Here is a 17379-nt window from a genome sequence, read left to right as displayed (position 1 = left end):
GCGGGTGGCTTGCAGGGCGTTAAATCGAACCCAGGCCGGGCGGGGCAGCGTTCAGGATTGGGTCGGTGCCAACAGTCGAGTAGCGACCAGGGCGGCCAGGGCATTTTCCTGATTGCCGAAACGGGCGAGCAAGACAGCCTGTTTTTCCGGGCTAAGACTGTTCCACAGCTCGATCATCTTTTCGGCGGTGCCGATCAGTAGGCTGGCTTGGGTTTCGTCGAAAGTGTCGGTCACGGCGTGGTCCGGGGAGTGATGGTTGTGTCTGGCTGTATGAAAAACACCAGAGGCGGTTTTTCACACGGCCAGCGTTTCAGGCGTTTCAGTCTTCGCTGTCGGCCTTGAGGCTTTCTGCGGCCTCGGTCTTTTCAGGCGGTTGGGCACTGGCTGGTTGCGGGGTTTTCTGCTCAGTTTCGTGCAGGCTTGGGAAGGGGAGGTTGGGTATCTCGTGCATCGTCGTCGCTCCTCGCAAGGTCTGTTTTTAAATCGCTGGGTAGATCCGCGCTTTTAAAAAAGCCTGGATAGGATACAGCAGTACAAATAACAGAAAGATTTTTATCTGTCCGGTGGTGGCTCATTACCGGTACTAGCAGACCGCCGCAATCGCCTCGGCCAGTGCGTTCAGGCGTGTCGCGTCGATCCCGGCGACGTTGGCCCGGCCAGAGCTGACCATATACACGCTGTACTCGTCGCGCAGGCGCTTGACCTGGGCGGGTGACAGGCCTGTGTAGGAAAACATCCCGCGCTGCTGGCCGATATGCGCAAAGCGTTGCGCCAACCCATGGGGCTGCAGGGCTTCGACCAGGCCGCTGCGCAACTGCGCGATTCGCAGACGCATGGCTTCCACTTCGTCGGCCCACAGGCTTTTCAATTGGGCATCGTCAAGGATGCTCATGACCACCGCTGCGCCATGGTCCGGCGGGTTGGACCAGAGATTACGGGCGATGGCGGCCAACTGGCTGCGCACATCCAGCAGCTTATCGGCATCGGCGGTGCTGACGATCAGCGCGCCGGTGCGCTCGCGATACAGGCCAAAGTTCTTCGAGCAGGAACTGGTGATCAGCACCTCCGGCAGTTCCTGGGCGAACAGGCGCACGGCCCAGGCATCCTGCTCTACACCGTCGCCAAAGCCCTGGTAGGCGAAGTCGATCAGTGGCAGCAGTTCGCGGCGACGGACGATATCCAGCACCTTGTACCAATCCGCGTGGGACAGATCGAAACCGGTCGGGTTGTGGCAGCAGGCGTGCAACAGCACGACGTCGCCCGGCGGAACCTGCTCCAGGGTGGCCAGCATGCCTGCGATGTCCAGGCGGTTGTGGGCGTCGACGTAAGGGTAGTGGCTGATCTTCAGGCCGGCGGCGGCGAAGATGGTTTCGTGGATCGGCCAGGTCGGATCGCTGAGCCAGATGCCCCGCCCCGGCAGGCAGTGGGCGATAAAGTCGGCGCTCAGGCGCAACGCCCCGGTGCCGCCGGGGGTCTGGGTGGCGCCGACACGCTGGCCGGCGATCAGCGGCGAATCGGCGCCCATGACCAGTTCGGTCAGCAGACTGGCGAAACGCGGATCACCATGGCCGCCGATATAGGACTTGGTCATCTGTCCTTCCACCAGTTTCTGCTCGGCCAGCTTGACCGAGCGCAGGATCGGCGTCAGGCCTTGGGCGTCTTTGTAGACCCCTACGCCGAGATCGAACTTGGCCGGGTTGGGGTCCTGGGCATAGGCCTCCAATAATCCGAGAATCGGATCGCCAGGTACGCGCGCAATGGCGGTGAAATGCATTATTTACAGCCCTCGGCGGATTTGCTGACCTCGTCGGTGCGTGCCGCCATGATGAAATCGTTACGGTGCAGACCCTTGATCGAGTGGCTCCACCAGGTCACGGTGACTTTGCCCCACTCGGTCAACAGGCCAGGATGATGGCCTTCGGCTTCGGAGAGGTCGCCGATGGCATTGGTGAAGGCCAGGGCGAACTTGAAGTTCTTGAACCGGTAGACCTTCTCCAACTGCATGATGCCGTCGCGGACTTCGATATTCCAGTCCGGAATCTGTTTGATCAGTACCGGCAGTTCTTCGTCGCTGACATGTGGGGCATCGGCGCGGCAGGCTTCGCAGTGGGCTTGGTGCAAGCTGTTCATGGGGTATTCCTGTGGTTCGTTTTTGTTCGGTAGACGCCATTCGCCCAGATGAACGTATGTGGGCGAGAATGGCTCGGGCAGTGGCAAAAAGCCGATCAGGCAGCCTTGGGCTTGGGCGCAAATTTCGCTGGGTGCAAGCCCAGCTTCATCCCTTGTTCGACCATACCCATGATGTCCTCGTGGGCCAGATCGAACAACCGCTTGAGGTTCGGCAGCGTAAAGTACACCGGTTGCAGGATATCGATGCGATACGGGGTGCGCATGGCTTCCAGCGGGTCGAACGGTTGATGCTCGGGCGTGTCTGACAAGCTGTACAGCGTCTCCTTGGGCGAGGAGAGAATGCCGCCGCCATAGATGCGCCGGCCTTGTGGCGTGTCCACCAGGCCGAATTCGATGGTCATCCAATACAGGCGCGCCAGGTACACCCGTTGTTCCTTACTGGCCTGCAGGCCGAGCTTGCCGTAGGTGTGGGTGAATTCGGCGAACCAAGGGTTGGTCAACAGTGGGCAGTGGCCAAAGATCTCGTGGAAGATGTCCGGCTCCTGCAGGTAGTCCAGCTCTTCTTCGGTACGAATGAAAGTGGCCACCGGAAACTGCTTGTTGGCCAGCAATTCAAAGAAGGTCTGGAACGGGATCAATGCCGGCACTCGAGCCACCTGCCAGCCAGTGGTGGCCGCCAGGACCGTGTTGATTTCGCCGAGTTGCGGAATTCGCTCATGGGGTAGCTTGAGCTTTTCGATGCCATCCAGGTATTCCTGGCACGCACGACCCTCGATCACTTGCAACTGACGAGTGATCAGAGTGTTCCAGACCGCATGCTCGGCGGGCGGGTAGTCGATAAACCCTTGTGCGTCGGGCTCGCGCGCCACGTATTGCGTCTGCTTCATACCGCTCTCCTGCTCGAGGGATCATTCTTGTTATGTCTACTAGTGTTGATCCGCGGACGCGGGAAATGCATCGGAGCGGGAGGTCGCGATGAAGCGCTTGAGGCGGTTGACCTGTAAAGTATTCGTGACGAGTGTCGGCCGTTGTCGAGAAGACGGGGCTTTTGTGCGATGGCGAAGTTGATATCTGTCACGTAATCTTTACGAAAAATTGCAAGGCAATGGAAAAAATTGCCCAGAGTCGGGCCGAAAAACGCCCACGACACCGTCCCCACCATCTTCCTGGATCTTTCCATGCGTATCAAAGTGCATTGCCAGAACCGCATCGGCATCCTGCGCGACATTCTCAACCTGCTGGTGGACTACGGCATCAACGTGGCCCGTGGCGAGGTCGGTGGCGACCAGGGCAATGCCATCTACTTGCATTGCCCGAACCTGATCAACCTGCAGTTTCAGGCCCTGCGTCCGAAGTTCGAGACCATCGCGGGGGTGTTTGGCGTGAAGCGGGTCGGGTTGATGCCCAGCGAGCGCCGGCACATGGAGCTCAATGCGCTGCTGGGGGCGCTGGAGTTTCCGGTGTTGTCCATCGACATGGGCGGCTCGATTGTCGCGGCGAACCGGGCGGCGGCGCAGTTGCTCGGTGTGCGGGTCGATGAGGTGCCGGGGATCGCTTTGTCCCGCTATGCGGCGGATTTCGACCTGCCGCAACTGGTGCGCACCAGCAAGTCGCGAATCAATGGCCTGCGGGTCAAGATCAAGGGTGACGTCTTTCTGGCGGATATCGCCCCCCTGCGGTCGGAGCATGACGACATCGAGGCGATGGCTGGCGCGGTGTTGACGCTGCACCGCGCCGATCAGCTCGGTGAACGGATCTATAACGTGCGCAAGCAGGAATTGCGTGGGTTCGACAGTATTTTCCAGAGTTCCCGGGTGATGGCCGCGGTGGTGCGCGAGGCTCGGCGTATGGCCCCGTTGGATGCGCCGCTGTTGATCGAAGGTGAGACCGGTACCGGCAAGGAGCTGTTGGCGCGCGCCTGTCACCTGGCCAGTCCACGTGGCCAGGCGCCGTTGATGGCGCTTAATTGCGCTGGGCTGTCGGAGTCGATGGCCGAAACCGAATTGTTCGGTTATGGCCCCGGCGCTTTTGACGGTGCGCGCGCGGAAGGCAAGCTCGGGTTGTTGGAGCTGACGGCCGGCGGCACGCTGTTTCTGGATGGGGTTGCGGAGATGAGCCCGCGCTTGCAGGCCAAGCTGCTGCGCTTTCTGCAGGATGGCGGTTTCCGTCGGGTGGGCAGTGACGAAGAGGTTTATCTCGATGTGCGGGTGATCTGCGCCACCCAGGTCGATCTGTCGGAGTCGTGTGCCCGTGGCGAGTTTCGCCAGGATCTGTATCACCGCCTCAATGTACTGTCGCTGCATATCCCGCCCTTGCGTGAATGCCTGGACGGCCTGGCGCCACTGGTGGAGCACTTCCTCGACCAGGCCAGCCGGCAGATCGGCTGCCCGTTGCCGCAACTGGCGCCGGCGGCCATGGAGCGCCTGAGTCACTACCACTGGCCGGGAAATATCCGGCAACTGGAAAACGTATTGTTTCAGGCGGTTTCGTTATGCGAAGGGGGATGGGTCAAGGGCGAACATATTCGCCTGCCGGATTACGGGGTGCGCCAGCCGCTGGGGGACTTTTCCCTGGAGGGTGGGTTGGACGAGATTGTCGGACGATTCGAGAAGGCGGTGCTGGAGCGCTTGTATTCGGAGCATCCGAGCAGTCGTTTGCTGGGCAAGCGGCTGGGCGTTTCCCATACCACCATTGCCAATAAACTGAAGGAACATAATCTCGGAAAGAGAGACAGCGTATCGGATTCCTAGGGTACATCGGAGCTGGGTCTGCCTGGGCGCCGGCTTTTCTCCCGCATCGCTACCGATACTTGCCGTCAGCGGCATAACTGCGCCGTTTTTTCGTCCCTGCTCACCCTCTTGAAACCCTCGAAATACCATCGAAGTCCCGGCTGGCTTGGGTTTGGCCGTAAAAAAAACAAGTTGGTGCAAAAATTGCTAGGCCTCTCGCTGTACAACGGTGGGCGGCAAACGTCCGTCAGTAAAGAGGAAAGACTGTGGACAAGTACCTTTACGTGGCAATGACCGGCGCCAGCCAGAATGCTCTGGCGCAAAAGGCACATGCCAACAATCTGGCGAACATCTCCACCAGCGGCTTTCAGCGTGACCTGGAGCAGGCCCGTTCGATGCCGGTGTTCGGTGATGTCTTTGCGGCGCGCGCGTTTGCCATGTCCGAGCGGCCGGCAACCGACTTCTCGCCAGGCCCGATGCAGCAAACCGGGCGTGATCTCGACGTAGCCGTGGGCGGCACCGGCTGGGTGGCGGTGCAGGCTCCCGACGGTAGCGAAGGCTATGTGCGTACCGCGAGCATGAATATCGATGCGCTGGGCATATTGCGTGCAGGCAACGGTATGCCGGTGATGGGCAATGCCGGGCCGATTGCCGTGCCGCCCGAGGCGAAGGTCGAAGTGGGCGAGGACGGCACCATCAGTATCCGTGCGATGGGTGAAGGCCCGCGTGTCGTGGCCGTGGTCGATCGCATCAAGCTGGTCAACCCGGACCTGAAGAACATGACCAAGGGCCTGGACGGGATGATCCACACCAAGGACGGCCAGCCAGCGGCGGCGGATGCCAACGTCAAGCTGGTGTCCGGTTTCCTTGAGGCAAGCAACGTCAATGCCGTCGAGGAAATGACCTCGGTGCTGGCCTTGGCCAAGCAGTTCGAGTTGCATATCAAAATGATGAACACCGCCAAAGACGATGACCAGGCAATGGCTCGGGTCTTGCAGATTAGCTAATCACCACAACGTAGCGCCGTAAAACAGGCGCGCGAAGGAGAGCAGAATGCTTCCGGCACTATGGGTTGCAAAAACAGGTTTGGCGGCGCAAGACACCAACCTGACCACCATTTCCAACAACCTGGCCAACGTCTCGACCACCGGCTTCAAACGTGATCGCGCCGAGTTCCAGGACCTGCTGTACCAGATCAAACGCCAACCTGGCGCCCAGTCCACTCAGGACAGCGAACTGCCGTCTGGCTTGCAACTGGGTACGGGTGTGCGCATTGTCGGCACGCAAAAGAACTTCGCCGCCGGCAGCCTGCAGACCACTGATCAACCGCTGGACATGGCGGTCAACGGTCGCGGCTTCTTCCAGATACTGCAACCGGACGGCACCACGGCCTACACCCGTGACGGCACTTTCCATCTGGACAACAACGGCCAGATCGTCACCGCCAGCGGCTTTGCCCTGGATCCCGCGATCGTGATTCCGAACAACGCCCAGACCTTCACCGTGGGCAAGGACGGCACCGTGTCGATCACCGTCGCCGGCAACCCGGCTTCGCAAGTGATCGGCAACCTGCAGACCGCCGACTTCATCAACCCGGCTGGCTTGCAAGCCGTGGGCGGCAACCTGTTCCTGGAAACCGCCGCCAGTGGCGCGCCACAGGTCGGTACGCCGGGGCTCAACGGTTTCGGTACCACCGAGCAGAGCACCCTGGAAACGTCGAACGTCAGCACGGTGGAAGAGATGGTCAACATGATCACCACCCAGCGTGCCTACGAAATGAACTCCAAGGTGATCTCCACCGCCGACCAGATGCTCTCGTTCGTCACGCAGAATCTGTAATCAAGTCTATGGGGCGGTCTGACGGTCGTCTGCAACACCGTGAGGTAGGGTCATGAATCGGTTGTTTTCAATTCTCGCGCTGAGTGGGGTCGTTGCACTGGCAGGTTGCGTGAATCCGCCACCCAAGCCGAACGACCCTTACTACGCGCCGGTGTTGCCGCGCACGCCGTTGCCCGCAGCGGCAAACAACGGTTCGATCTATCAGGCCGGTTTCGAACAGAACCTGTACAGTGATCGCAAGGCATTCCGGGTCGGCGACATCATCACCATCACCTTGAACGAGGCGACCCAGGCCAGCAAGAACGCCAGCTCCAACCTGTCGAAGAAAAGTGCCACGAACATCGGTCTGAGCTCGTTGTTTGGCAGTACGCCCAATACCAACAACCCACTGGGCGGCGGTGACCTGAGCCTGAGCGCCGGCTACAGCGGCAACCGTGCCACCGACGGCTCGGCCAAGGCCGGCCAGAGCAACAGCCTGACCGGTTCGATCACCGTCACCGTGGCGGATGTATTGCCCAACGGCATCATTGCGGTGCGTGGCGAGAAGTGGATGACCCTCAACACCGGCGATGAGCTGGTGCGGATTGCCGGCCTGGTTCGGGCCGACGATATCTCCACCGATAACACCGTTTCATCGACCCGAGTGGCCGATGCGCGCATCACCTATTCGGGGACCGGCTCCTTTGCCGATACGAGCCAGCCGGGTTGGTTCGACCGTTTCTTCCTCAGCCCGCTCTGGCCTTTCTAGGTGCCGATGACCATGTTCAACTTCAAGCATCTGATGGTGGTTGTGTTACTGATGTCCATCGCCTTCGATGTCCAGGCCGAGCGGTTGAAGGACATCGCCAGCATTTCCGGCGTGCGCTCCAACCAGTTGATCGGTTATGGCCTGGTGGTCGGCCTCAATGGCACCGGTGACCAGACCACCCAGACGCCGTTTACCCTACAGACGTTCAACAACATGCTGTCGCAGTTCGGTATCAAGGTGCCGCCCAGTTCCGCCAACGTGCAGTTGAAGAACGTCGCGGCGGTGTCGATCAGCGCCGATCTGCCGGCGTTCGCCAAGCCGGGTCAGGTGGTGGATATCACCGTTTCTTCCATCGGTAACTCCAAGAGCCTGCGTGGTGGCACTTTGCTGCTGACGCCGCTGAAGGGGATCGACGGTAACGTCTACGCCATCGCCCAGGGCAACCTGGTGGTGGGCGGTTTTGATGCCGAGGGGCGTGACGGTTCGAAGATCACCGTCAACGTGCCGTCGGCCGGTCGTATTCCCGGTGGTGCTTCGGTCGAGCGCGCGGTGCCCAGTGGTTTCAATCAGGGCAATAGCCTGACCCTGAATCTCAACCGTTCGGACTTCACCACGGCCAAGCGCATCGTCGATAAAATTAACAATATGCTCGGCCCCGGCGTGGCACAAGCCATCGACGGCGGCTCGATTCGGGTCACCGCGCCACTGGATCCGAGCCAACGTGTCGACTACCTGTCGATCCTGGAAAACCTTGAGGTCGATCCGGGGCAGGCGGTGGCTAAGGTCATCATCAACTCGCGTACCGGCACTATCGTGATCGGTCAGAACGTCAAGGTTTCGCCGGCGGCAGTGACCCACGGCAGCCTGACGGTGACCATCACCGAAGACCCGATCGTCAGCCAGCCAGGCCCGCTGTCGAACGGCACCACGGCGGTGGTCCCGCGTTCGCGGGTCAATGCCCAGCAGGAAGCCAAGCCGATGTTCAAGTTCGGTCCAGGCACGACCCTGGACGAGATCGTCCGGGCGGTGAATCAGGTGGGGGCGGCGCCAGGCGACCTGATGGCGATCCTCGAAGCGCTGAAACAGGCCGGCGCGCTGCAAGCCGACCTGATCGTGATTTGAGGCCGTTTCCATGGTGGATATTCACAAGAGTGGGATCGTCAGCGCCAGCGACTCGGGCGCCTATACCGACCTCAATCGCCTGAACAATCTGAAGGTCGGCGACCGCAACAGTGACGGCAACCTGCGCAAGGTCGCGCAGGAATTCGAGTCGCTGTTTCTCAGTCAAATGCTCAAGTCCATGCGTTCGGCCACCGAAGTGCTGGGCCAGGACAATCCGCTCAATACTCCGGCGGCCAAGCAATACCAGGAAATGTATGACCAGCAACTGGCCGTGACCATGTCCCGCCAGGGTGGAGGTATCGGTCTGGCTGACGTGTTGATGCGCCAGATGTCCAAGGAAAAATCCTCCAGGCCGTCGGAAAGTGGGCTCAAGGCCGGACCGCCAGCGGGAGCGCTCGAGAAGCCGGCCCAGACGCCGATTGCCGCAGGTACCGCGACGCCGACGCCGGGTTCGCCGTTCGTGCGCTCTAACGGCCAGCACGCCCTGTGGGCGTCGCGGGTCGCTACGCAGAACAACGCCGACGCCAGCCTGCGCAACGATGTGGCGAAACTCAACTCGCGGCGTCTGGCGTTGCCGAGCAAGCTGGCTGATCGCTTGCTGGCCGGGCTTGTCCCGTCGATTGACGGTGCCCAAGTCGCACCGGCCAGGCACGTCCTGGCGCAACGTGCCGCTGGCGATAGCGTGGTCAATGGCGACTGGCTGGCCGTACCGAATGGGGGCATGCAGATCTACGGTCGCGCCATGGCTCAGCCGCCCTTGGCGCCGGCCAGGCGGGCGTTCAGTTCTCAGGATGAATTTGTCGCCACCCTGCTACCCATGGCGCAACAGGCGGCCCAACGCATTGGTGTCGATCCGCGTTACCTGGTGGCTCAGGCAGCCCTGGAAACCGGTTGGGGCAAATCGGTCATGCGCCAGCAGGACGGCAGCAGCAGTCATAACCTGTTCGGCATCAAGACCGGCGGCAGTTGGCAGGGACCGCAGGCTCGGGCGATCACTAGCGAGTTTCGCAATGGGCAGATGGTCAAGGAAACGGCGGACTTTCGCTCTTACGCTTCCTACCAGGACAGCTTCCACGATTTGATCTCGATGCTGCAAAGCAACAATCGTTATCAAGATGTGCTGAAGTCAGCCGATAACCCAGAGCAGTTTGTCCGTGAGCTACAAAAGGCCGGGTATGCAACCGACCCGGACTACGCCAGCAAGATTTCGCAAATAGCAAAAACCATGAAGAGCTACCAGAACTACGCTGCGGCGGGCGCTTCCACGAATTTATAAGGTCTGAATCATGAGTCTGCTCAATATCGGGATGACGGGGTTGAACGCGGCCAGCTCGGCGCTATCGACCACCGGCAACAACATTGCCAACGTGGATACCGCCGGTTATTCGCGTCAGCAAACCGTGCAGAGCTCCGCAGCCTCGCAGAAGTACGGCAGCGTCTTCATCGGCACCGGTACCACCCTGGCAGATGTGCGCCGAGTCTACAGTTCGTACCTGGAATCGCAGCTGCATACCGCGACCTCGCTCAACAACGATACTGCCTCGTACCTGGCCCAAGTCACGCCGACCGATGCGATGCTGTCCGATACCAACACCGGCATGACGGCCTCCCTGCAGAAGTTTTTCAGTTCCCTGCAAGCGGTCTCGGCCTCGCCAACCGACGACCCCTCCCGGCAGAGCGCACTGAGCAGTGCCAAGGCCCTGAGTGATAAGTTCAACGCCATCGCCAAGCAGCTCAACGAGCAGAACACCGGTATCAACACCAATCTGGCGGATATGGCCGACCAGGTGAACAAACTGGCAACCAGCGTCGCTCAATACAACGACCAGATTTCCAGGATTTCCCCATCCGGTGGCGCGCCCAACGACCTGATGGACAAGCGTAACGAGGCTGTTCGTCAGTTGTCCGAACTGGTCGGCACTTCGGTGACCGAGCGCGGCGCCAACTATGATGTCTACCTCGCCAATGGCCAACCGCTGGTCATGGGCAACAGCACGAACACCCTGGCGGCGGTGCCGAGCAAGGACGATCCGAGTCGTTCGGCACTGCAACTGAACCGCGCCTCGAGTACCATCGATATCACCAACACGGTGAGCGGTGGCGAGATCGGCGGTCTGCTGCGTTATCGCAACGAAGTGCTGAACCCGGCGCTGAACGAGCTGGGTCGCGTGGCCTTGGTGGTTGCCGATCAGATGAACCGGCAGAACGCCCAAGGCATCGACAAGAACGGCAACTTCGGTTCGGCGATCTTCAACGATATCAACAGCGCCGCGTTGATCAGCCAGCGCAGTATCGCCAAGTCGACCAACAGTGCCGGTTCCGGCAACCTGAACGTGAATATCAGCGACACCGGCGCCTTGACCACCTACGACTACCAAGTGACCTTCACCAGCGGCACGAACTACTCGGTCAAGCGTTCCGACGGCACCGACATGGGCAGTTTCAGCACGGCTACCACGCCGCCGCCGGTTATCGATGGCTTCACCCTGAACCCCAATAGCGCCACGGCGATGACTGCCGGCGACAGCTTCAAGATCACCCCGACCCGCAGTGGCGCCAGCGATATCCAGACGGTGATGAGCGATTCGAAGAACATCGCCGCCGCTGCGCCGCTGACCGGTGTGACCAGTGCCAACAATGGCGGGACCTATACCCAGCCGACCCTGGTCGACCAATTGGGGGCCTCCACCCCGATCAACAACGCGCAGTTGCGGGACGCCATCAAGTATGGGACGCCGGCCAAGCTCGTCTTCGCTGCCCCCGGCACCGGGGCGGCGGCGGGCACCCAGAACTACACCCTGACCGACGCCAAGGGCAATGTCATGGGCACCGGCACCATCGTGCCAGGCCAGGCCAACACCCTGAACTTGAAGATCAACATGGTGGATGCCTCGGGTAACCCAGTGATGGACACCACCGTCACGCCTAACGTGCAGAAGACCTTCACGGTCCAGACCACGGTGGGCGGCAACCCGAAGGCCGGTGAAAGCTTCACCCTGTCGATGACCGGTGCCGGTTCCTCGGACAACCGCAACAGCACCGTCCTGGTCGGCTTGCAGACCAAGAAGACCGTCGACACCGGCACGCCAAGCCAGGGCATCAGCCTCTCGGATGCCTACGGCAAGCTGGTCTCCAATGTCGGTACCCGGGCATCCACGGCCAAGTCGGACAGCGACGCGACCACCATGGTGCTGACCAACGCCAAGGGCGCGCGCGATTCCCTGTCCGGGGTCAATCTCGACGAGGAAACCGGCAACCTGGTCAAGTACCAGCAGTACTACACCGCCTCGTCGCAGATTATCAAAGCGGCCCAGGAAACTTTCAGCATGCTGATCAACAGTCTTTAAGGAGTCGTAATTGATGCGCATTTCCACCGCTCAGTATTACGAAACGACCGCTGCCAATTATCAGCGTGGCTACAATGACACGCTCAAGAGCGCCGCCGAAGCCAGCAGCCTGGTCAAGGTCAATACCGCCGCCGACGACCCGGTTGGCGCGGCGCGGCTGCTGCAACTGGGTCAGCAAAGCGCGGCGCTGACTCAGTACGGCACCAATAGCTCGGCACTCAAGACACAATACACTCAAACCGAAACGGCGCTGGACTCGATCCAGACGGCGATGCAGCGGGCTCGTGAGCTGGCGTTGGCCGCCAACACCGGCAGCAAGACCGATGCCGACCGCAAGGCGGCGGCCCAGGAACTGGGGCAGATCCAGCAGACGATCCTTGGCCTGATGAACAGCCAGGATTCGAACGGCAACTACCTGTTTGGCGGCTCGAAGACCAATGCCGAGCCTTATACCGCCAACGCGGACGGTACCTACCGCTACAACGGCGACCAGTCCACCTTGAGCCTGCAAGTTGGCGAGAATCTGTCGCTGGGCAGTAATATCACCGGTTGGGAAGCCTTCCAGCAGTCCATCAATACCGCGCGAACCCAGGTCACCCTGACCGCGCCGGCGGTGGACGATGGTCGGGTGAGCCTGTCCAACGGCCTGGTCAGCGACAGTGCAACCTACAACGCCGCATTCACTGCCGGCCAACCGTATACCGTGACCTTCCTCAGTAGCACGCAGTTGAGGATTACCGACGGCGCCGGCAACGATGTCACCGCGCAAGCGAGTCAGAACGGCCTGATCAGCAACAGCAACGGTGCCAATCAGACCGTGAACTTCCGTGGCGTCGACCTGGCCCTTAACATCAATCTGAAGGCCGGCGATGTCCCTGACACCGTGATCGCCGGACATAGCTTCACGCTGGCGGCGCAACCGGACTCCTTCAATACCACGCGCAGTCCGGGCAACAGCTCGACAGCGGTGATTACCAGCGCCACCACCACCAACCCGGCGGCCTATACCAGCACCTTCCCTGGCGGTGGGGCAATCATCAAGTTTGGCGCCGGCGGCGCCTATGACCTCTATGCCGCGCCGATCTCGGCGGACAGTAAACCGGTGTCCTCGGGCACCCTGCCGGCGCTGCCGGCGGCGCAGACCATCACCGCCGCTGGCGTCACTTTCACCTTCAATGGCGCGGCCAATGCCGGTGACCAGTTCATCGTTCAGCCCAACGATCATCAGACCCAGAATATCCTCGACACCCTGAACTCGATGATTATTGGCCTGAACACTGCGGTCGACGGCAATCCGCCAGCCCAGCAGAAACTCCTCGCGACCATAAATGCCGGAATCAGCAATATCGACAGTGCGATGAATCAGGCGGGTAGCGCGATTACCACCGTCGGTACGCGGGGTGGGGCACTCGATACTCAGGCGGCCACCAACGAAAGCCTGACCCTGGCCAACGGCAGCAGCCAACAGGCCATCAGGGATTCCGATCCGGCCGAGGTGATGACTCGTCTGACGCTGCAGCAGACCATGTTGCAAGCAGCGCAGTTGGCTTTCAGCAAGATCAGCCAGCTCGGTCTGTTCAACAAGATTTGAAGGCGCTGGGCGCCAAAGCGTCCTCGGCTTCCAATGGTACTGTCGTCTATCAGCCGCTGTGCTCAGCGGCCCTGGGGGTCTCCCGGTCGGGAGAGTCCCTGTCGCTTGAGAGCTTCGTCGTGAACCCTATCCCGCTTGTCAGTGTTGTTATCCCAGCCTTCAATCCACGGTTTTTCGCCGCCGCGCTGAGTACCGCGTTGACTCAGAGTTACGCCAATCTGGAAGTTGTCGTCTGCGACGACAGCCAGGGCGATGAGATCGAGAAGCTGGTGTTGTCGCTCCGCGAGCAGACGGCCAAGCCGGTGCGTTACGTGCGCAATCCTCAGCGACTGGGTTTTGTCGCTAACCTGCTAGCGTGCCTGGAGCAGGCCCAGGGCGACTACATCAAGTTTCTCTGCGACGATGATCGACTGTTTTCCGGGTGTGTCGAGCAGCAGGCACAGGTCTTGATTGGACAGGCGGATGTCAACCTGGTGCTGGGCCAGCGGCTGCTGTGGGATGCGGACAATCTTCAGTTGCCCTCGCGCCTGGAGAACAGCGCGCTGTCGCCGGTCTCGGGATTGTTCAAGGGCGAGGATCTGTTGGGGATCTGTGAAAACTTCCCGGTCAATTTCTTCGGTGGTTTTAGCAGTACGTTGTTTCGTCGGGTGGACATGCTCGAGTTGTTGCCCGCGCTGACTCAGCCGGGGCATTGTTTTGCCGCGTCGCTGGACTTGGCCCTGTACATCTGCCTGATGCGCCGCGGCAATATCGTGGTATTGAACACCGTCTTGAGCGTCGAGCGTCTTTATCCTGAACGGCTGAGCAACCAGCAGTCGATGAAGGAGGCAAAAACCATCGAAATGGATTGGCTGATACAGATGCTCAAGGCGCGCAGTGGCGAGCCGGCGCCAGCGCCAGGCTGGGTGCGGTATGTGCCCCTGGTGCGCGCCGATGAAGTGCCACGCCCCTGGGAGGAACTGCCACTCAGTCGGACGCTGGGGACCAAGCAGACCACGCAATCCTGGCGGGTCGGGATTGCCAGCGAGAGCTTTGCACAGATGTATGCCCAGTGGCTGGGCTGCCGCACGCTGACCGACGCCCAGCGCCTGTTGCTGCCCGATACCGTCAGTGGCTGGGCGACGCAGCCGAAGATCGTAGCGGTCGTCATTGACGAGCAGGGCAGCCATGCGGGCCTGCAGGTGACGCTCGACAGTCTCGACGGGCAAAACTATGCGTCGGAGCTGACGCTGGTGCTGTCCAGTGCCTGTACCGAGTCGGTACTGGACGGGCGCGTGTTCCGCCTGCCCTTGCTGGACGACTGGAGGCAACAACTGAACGAGTTACTGCCGCAGTTGCAGGGTGCTCACTGGTTTTATCTGCTGCGCGCCGGTGACCGGCTGGTGGCGCCGGCCTTGCTGATTCTGGCCGAACGTATTGCGGTCTCGTCGCAGGCCCTGTGTGTCTATAGCGACGAAGGTGGCCTGCATGAAGGGGAGTCCATGGCGCCGGTGTTCAAGCCGGACTTCAACCTGGACCTGATGCGTAGTTATCCCTATGTCGGACGGGCATTGGCGTTCCAGCGCGAGGCCTTTCTGGCCTCGGGTGGCTTTGACGTGAGCCATGGTGAGTTGGCACCGCACGATATGCTGTGGCGCCTGGTCGAACTCGCGGGCACCCAGGCCGTGGAGCATATTGCCGAGATCCTGCTGGAGTCGGGGTTTTCCCTGGCCGACTGGCTTTCGTTGCCTGAACTGGTCGAGCTCAACCCTCTTGTCGTAGGTGCGCATTTGCGGCGTCTGGGTATCGCGCACGAGATCCGTCGCGGCTCCGCGCCGTTGCTCAACCACGTGGAGTACCGGCATGGCGAGCGACCGCTGGTGTCGATCATTATTATCAGCAAGGATCAATCGGCCGCCGTGCAGCGTTGCGTCGAGAGTCTGCTGGAGAAGACCGCTTATGCCGAATACGAGTTGCTGCTGGTCGACAATGGCAGTGAAGGCGTCGAGGCCAAGGCGTGGTTGGCCGGCATGGCGCAATTGGCCGGCAGCCTGGTGCGGGTGCTGGAATATCCTGGGCAAGGTAATGTCGCCGCAGTGCGTAATTTCGCGGCTCGACAGGCTCGTGGCCAGTACTTGTTGCTGCTTAATCCCTTTGCCGTGATCACCGACGGCCAATGGCTGGAGCAAATGCTCAATCAGGCCCAGCGGCCGGAAGTCGGGGTGGTGGGGGCGAAACTGTTCAGTCATGATGGCAGTATCCTACACGCGGGCTTGATCCTCGGGTTGCGCGGCCCGGCGGGCTTGCCGTTCTATGGCGAGACCCTGAATGCCTCCGGGTATATGTATCGGTTGCAGGTGACACAGGATCTGAGCGCGGTCGGTGCCGATTGCCTGTTGGTGCGCAAGTCGGTGTTTGATGACGTGGGAGGGCTTGACGAACAACACTTTGCCCACACCCTCAATGAGGTTGATCTTTGCCTGCGCATCGTTCAAAGCAATCACTTGGTGGTGTGGACACCCCACGCACAGTTGGCTATCGGCGTTCAGCCAGCGGTGGCCCAGAATGCAGCCGAGCAGGCGTTGCGAGCCAAGGAAGAAGAGCTGTTTTACCAGCGTTGGTTGCCGTCGATTGCCAGAGACCCGGCGTACAATCCCAACCTGACACTCGACGGCCTCAATGGCTCCAGCTTCAGCCTGGAACCGGGCTTGTGTGCAGGCTGGACACCTTTTTCCAGTCGACATCTGCCTAGGATCATGGCGCTGCCGGTCAATGCCTCGGCTATCGGCCACTATCGGGTGACCCAGCCGCTTATCGAGCTGGAAGCGGCGGGCAGGGCGGTTGGCCGAACCTACTACAACTTGCCGACGATCATTGAGGTAGAACGTCAGTCGCCTGATGTGATTGTCCTGCAAGGCCGTTATGCCGAACAGCCGATCAATGAAATCACGGGTTTGAAAACCTATAGCCATGCCCGGCGCATCTATGAACTGGATGACTATGTCATTAAGGTGCCCCACAAGAACGGGCACATCCGCAACTTGCCGGACCAGATGGAGATGGAGCGGCTGGTGCGTCGTGGCATCGGCATGTGTGACCGGGTCGTCGTGTCGACGCCGGAGCTGGGCAATGCCTTGTCGTCCATGCACAGCGATATCCGGGTGGTCCCGAACATGCTCGCGCCTCACCTCTGGACGGGCCTGCGCAGTCGACGGCGGACATCGAGCAAGCCACGGGTGGGCTGGGGTGGTGGCACCAGCCATGCGGGGGACCTGGCGATTATCGCCGATGTCGTCCGGGAGTTGGCGGACCGGGTCGATTGGGTGTTCTTTGGCATGTGCCCGGAAGAGTTGCGTCCGTATATGCATGAATTCCACGGCGTCATCGACCTGAGCATCTACCCGGCGAAACTGGCCAGCCTCAATCTGGACCTGGCCCTGGCACCGTTGGAGTTTCATATCTTCAACGACTGCAAGAGCAACTTGCGCCTGCTTGAATATGGCGCTTGCGGTTACCCGGTGGTCTGTACCGATACCGCCGCCTATCGAGGTTACTTGCCTTGTACGCGGGTGATGACCAACACCACCGAGGAATGGCTGGAGGCTATTGGCATGCATCTGGCCGATCCCGATGCCAGTTACCGCATGGGTGATCAGCTTCGCGAGGTGGTGCTGCGCGACTACCTGCTGCAGGGCGATAACCTGCGCTACTGGGAGCACGGCTGGTTGGCTGACTGATCGAGAGTGCCCGGTGGTTGTCTTCGACTGGTGCTCGATAAAGAGCGACTCGGCGTAAGGTCCTCTCGGCTGCCGGCACCACTGACCTATCCTCCTGTATTCGCGGCCTTTCCTGCCTGTCAGGCCAGTGAATTGGCGCGTTTCCTGCAACGACTGC

14 protein-coding genes are annotated in these 17379 nt (G+C 60.7%); 9 read left to right on the top strand and 5 right to left on the bottom strand.

What is annotated here, in order from left to right; translation table 11 throughout:
• Positions 1 to 51: 51 nt before the first annotated feature.
• The 5 genes from AWM79_RS08520 to phhA form a co-directional block, all read right to left on the bottom strand.
• Positions 52 to 234, bottom strand: a complete 183-nt coding sequence (locus AWM79_RS08520) for a hypothetical protein (protein WP_060782609.1) — start codon at positions 232 to 234, stop codon at positions 52 to 54.
• An 85-nt stretch (positions 235 to 319) separates the two neighbouring features.
• Positions 320 to 451, bottom strand: coding sequence for a hypothetical protein (locus AWM79_RS25860; protein ID WP_017130120.1), 132 nt, complete (start codon positions 449 to 451; stop codon positions 320 to 322).
• 132 nt (positions 452 to 583) lie between these two features.
• Entirely contained in the window at positions 584 to 1774 is a 1191-nt protein-coding gene (locus AWM79_RS08515; RefSeq protein WP_017130121.1) for an amino acid aminotransferase, read from the bottom strand.
• Positions 1774 to 2130: a 4a-hydroxytetrahydrobiopterin dehydratase gene (locus AWM79_RS08510; RefSeq protein ID WP_060782608.1), complete on the bottom strand. Its 357-nt coding sequence runs from the start codon at positions 2128 to 2130 to the stop codon at positions 1774 to 1776. Before AWM79_RS08510 ends, AWM79_RS08515 begins: the two co-directional genes overlap by 1 nt.
• 95 nt (positions 2131 to 2225) lie before the next feature.
• A complete protein-coding gene (phhA, locus tag AWM79_RS08505; RefSeq protein ID WP_060782607.1) occupies positions 2226 to 3017 on the bottom strand; it encodes a phenylalanine 4-monooxygenase in 792 nt (263 codons plus the stop codon).
• Positions 3018 to 3308: 291 nt separating this feature from the next.
• On the opposite strand from phhA, the gene AWM79_RS08500 reads away from it, so the two are divergent.
• From AWM79_RS08500 to AWM79_RS08460, 9 genes are all read left to right on the top strand, one after another.
• Positions 3309 to 4880: a sigma-54-dependent transcriptional regulator gene (locus tag AWM79_RS08500; protein WP_060782606.1), complete on the top strand. Its 1572-nt coding sequence runs from the start codon at positions 3309 to 3311 to the stop codon at positions 4878 to 4880.
• A gap of 245 nt (positions 4881 to 5125) precedes the next feature.
• Positions 5126 to 5866, top strand: a complete 741-nt coding sequence (locus AWM79_RS08495; RefSeq protein ID WP_026012980.1) for a flagellar basal body rod protein FlgF — start codon at positions 5126 to 5128, stop codon at positions 5864 to 5866.
• Between the two features lie 46 nt (positions 5867 to 5912).
• Positions 5913 to 6698, top strand: a complete 786-nt coding sequence (flgG, locus tag AWM79_RS08490) for a flagellar basal-body rod protein FlgG (protein ID WP_060782605.1) — start codon at positions 5913 to 5915, stop codon at positions 6696 to 6698.
• A gap of 52 nt (positions 6699 to 6750) precedes the next feature.
• Positions 6751 to 7446, top strand: a complete 696-nt coding sequence (flgH, locus tag AWM79_RS08485) for a flagellar basal body L-ring protein FlgH (RefSeq protein WP_060782604.1) — start codon at positions 6751 to 6753, stop codon at positions 7444 to 7446.
• Between the two features lie 12 nt (positions 7447 to 7458).
• Positions 7459 to 8568, top strand: a complete 1110-nt coding sequence (locus AWM79_RS08480) for a flagellar basal body P-ring protein FlgI (RefSeq protein ID WP_060782603.1) — start codon at positions 7459 to 7461, stop codon at positions 8566 to 8568.
• 10 nt (positions 8569 to 8578) lie between these two features.
• Positions 8579 to 9844, top strand: coding sequence for a flagellar assembly peptidoglycan hydrolase FlgJ (gene flgJ / locus AWM79_RS08475; protein ID WP_060782602.1), 1266 nt, complete (start codon positions 8579 to 8581; stop codon positions 9842 to 9844).
• Positions 9845 to 9854: 10 nt separating this feature from the next.
• Positions 9855 to 11915: a flagellar hook-associated protein FlgK gene (flgK, locus tag AWM79_RS08470; protein WP_060782601.1), complete on the top strand. Its 2061-nt coding sequence runs from the start codon at positions 9855 to 9857 to the stop codon at positions 11913 to 11915.
• A gap of 13 nt (positions 11916 to 11928) precedes the next feature.
• Positions 11929 to 13506 (top strand): flagellar hook-associated protein 3, encoded by a 1578-nt coding sequence (locus AWM79_RS08465; protein WP_060782600.1) that lies wholly within the window; start codon positions 11929 to 11931, stop codon positions 13504 to 13506.
• Between the two features lie 119 nt (positions 13507 to 13625).
• Positions 13626 to 17222, top strand: coding sequence for a glycosyltransferase (locus AWM79_RS08460; RefSeq protein WP_060783958.1), 3597 nt, complete (start codon positions 13626 to 13628; stop codon positions 17220 to 17222).
• Positions 17223 to 17379 lie beyond the last annotated feature (157 nt).

This window comes from Pseudomonas agarici, from assembly GCF_001543125.1.
Classification (GTDB): Bacteria; Pseudomonadota; Gammaproteobacteria; order Pseudomonadales; family Pseudomonadaceae; genus Aquipseudomonas; species Aquipseudomonas agarici.
This window is presented reverse-complemented; position numbering and strand designations above follow the sequence as displayed.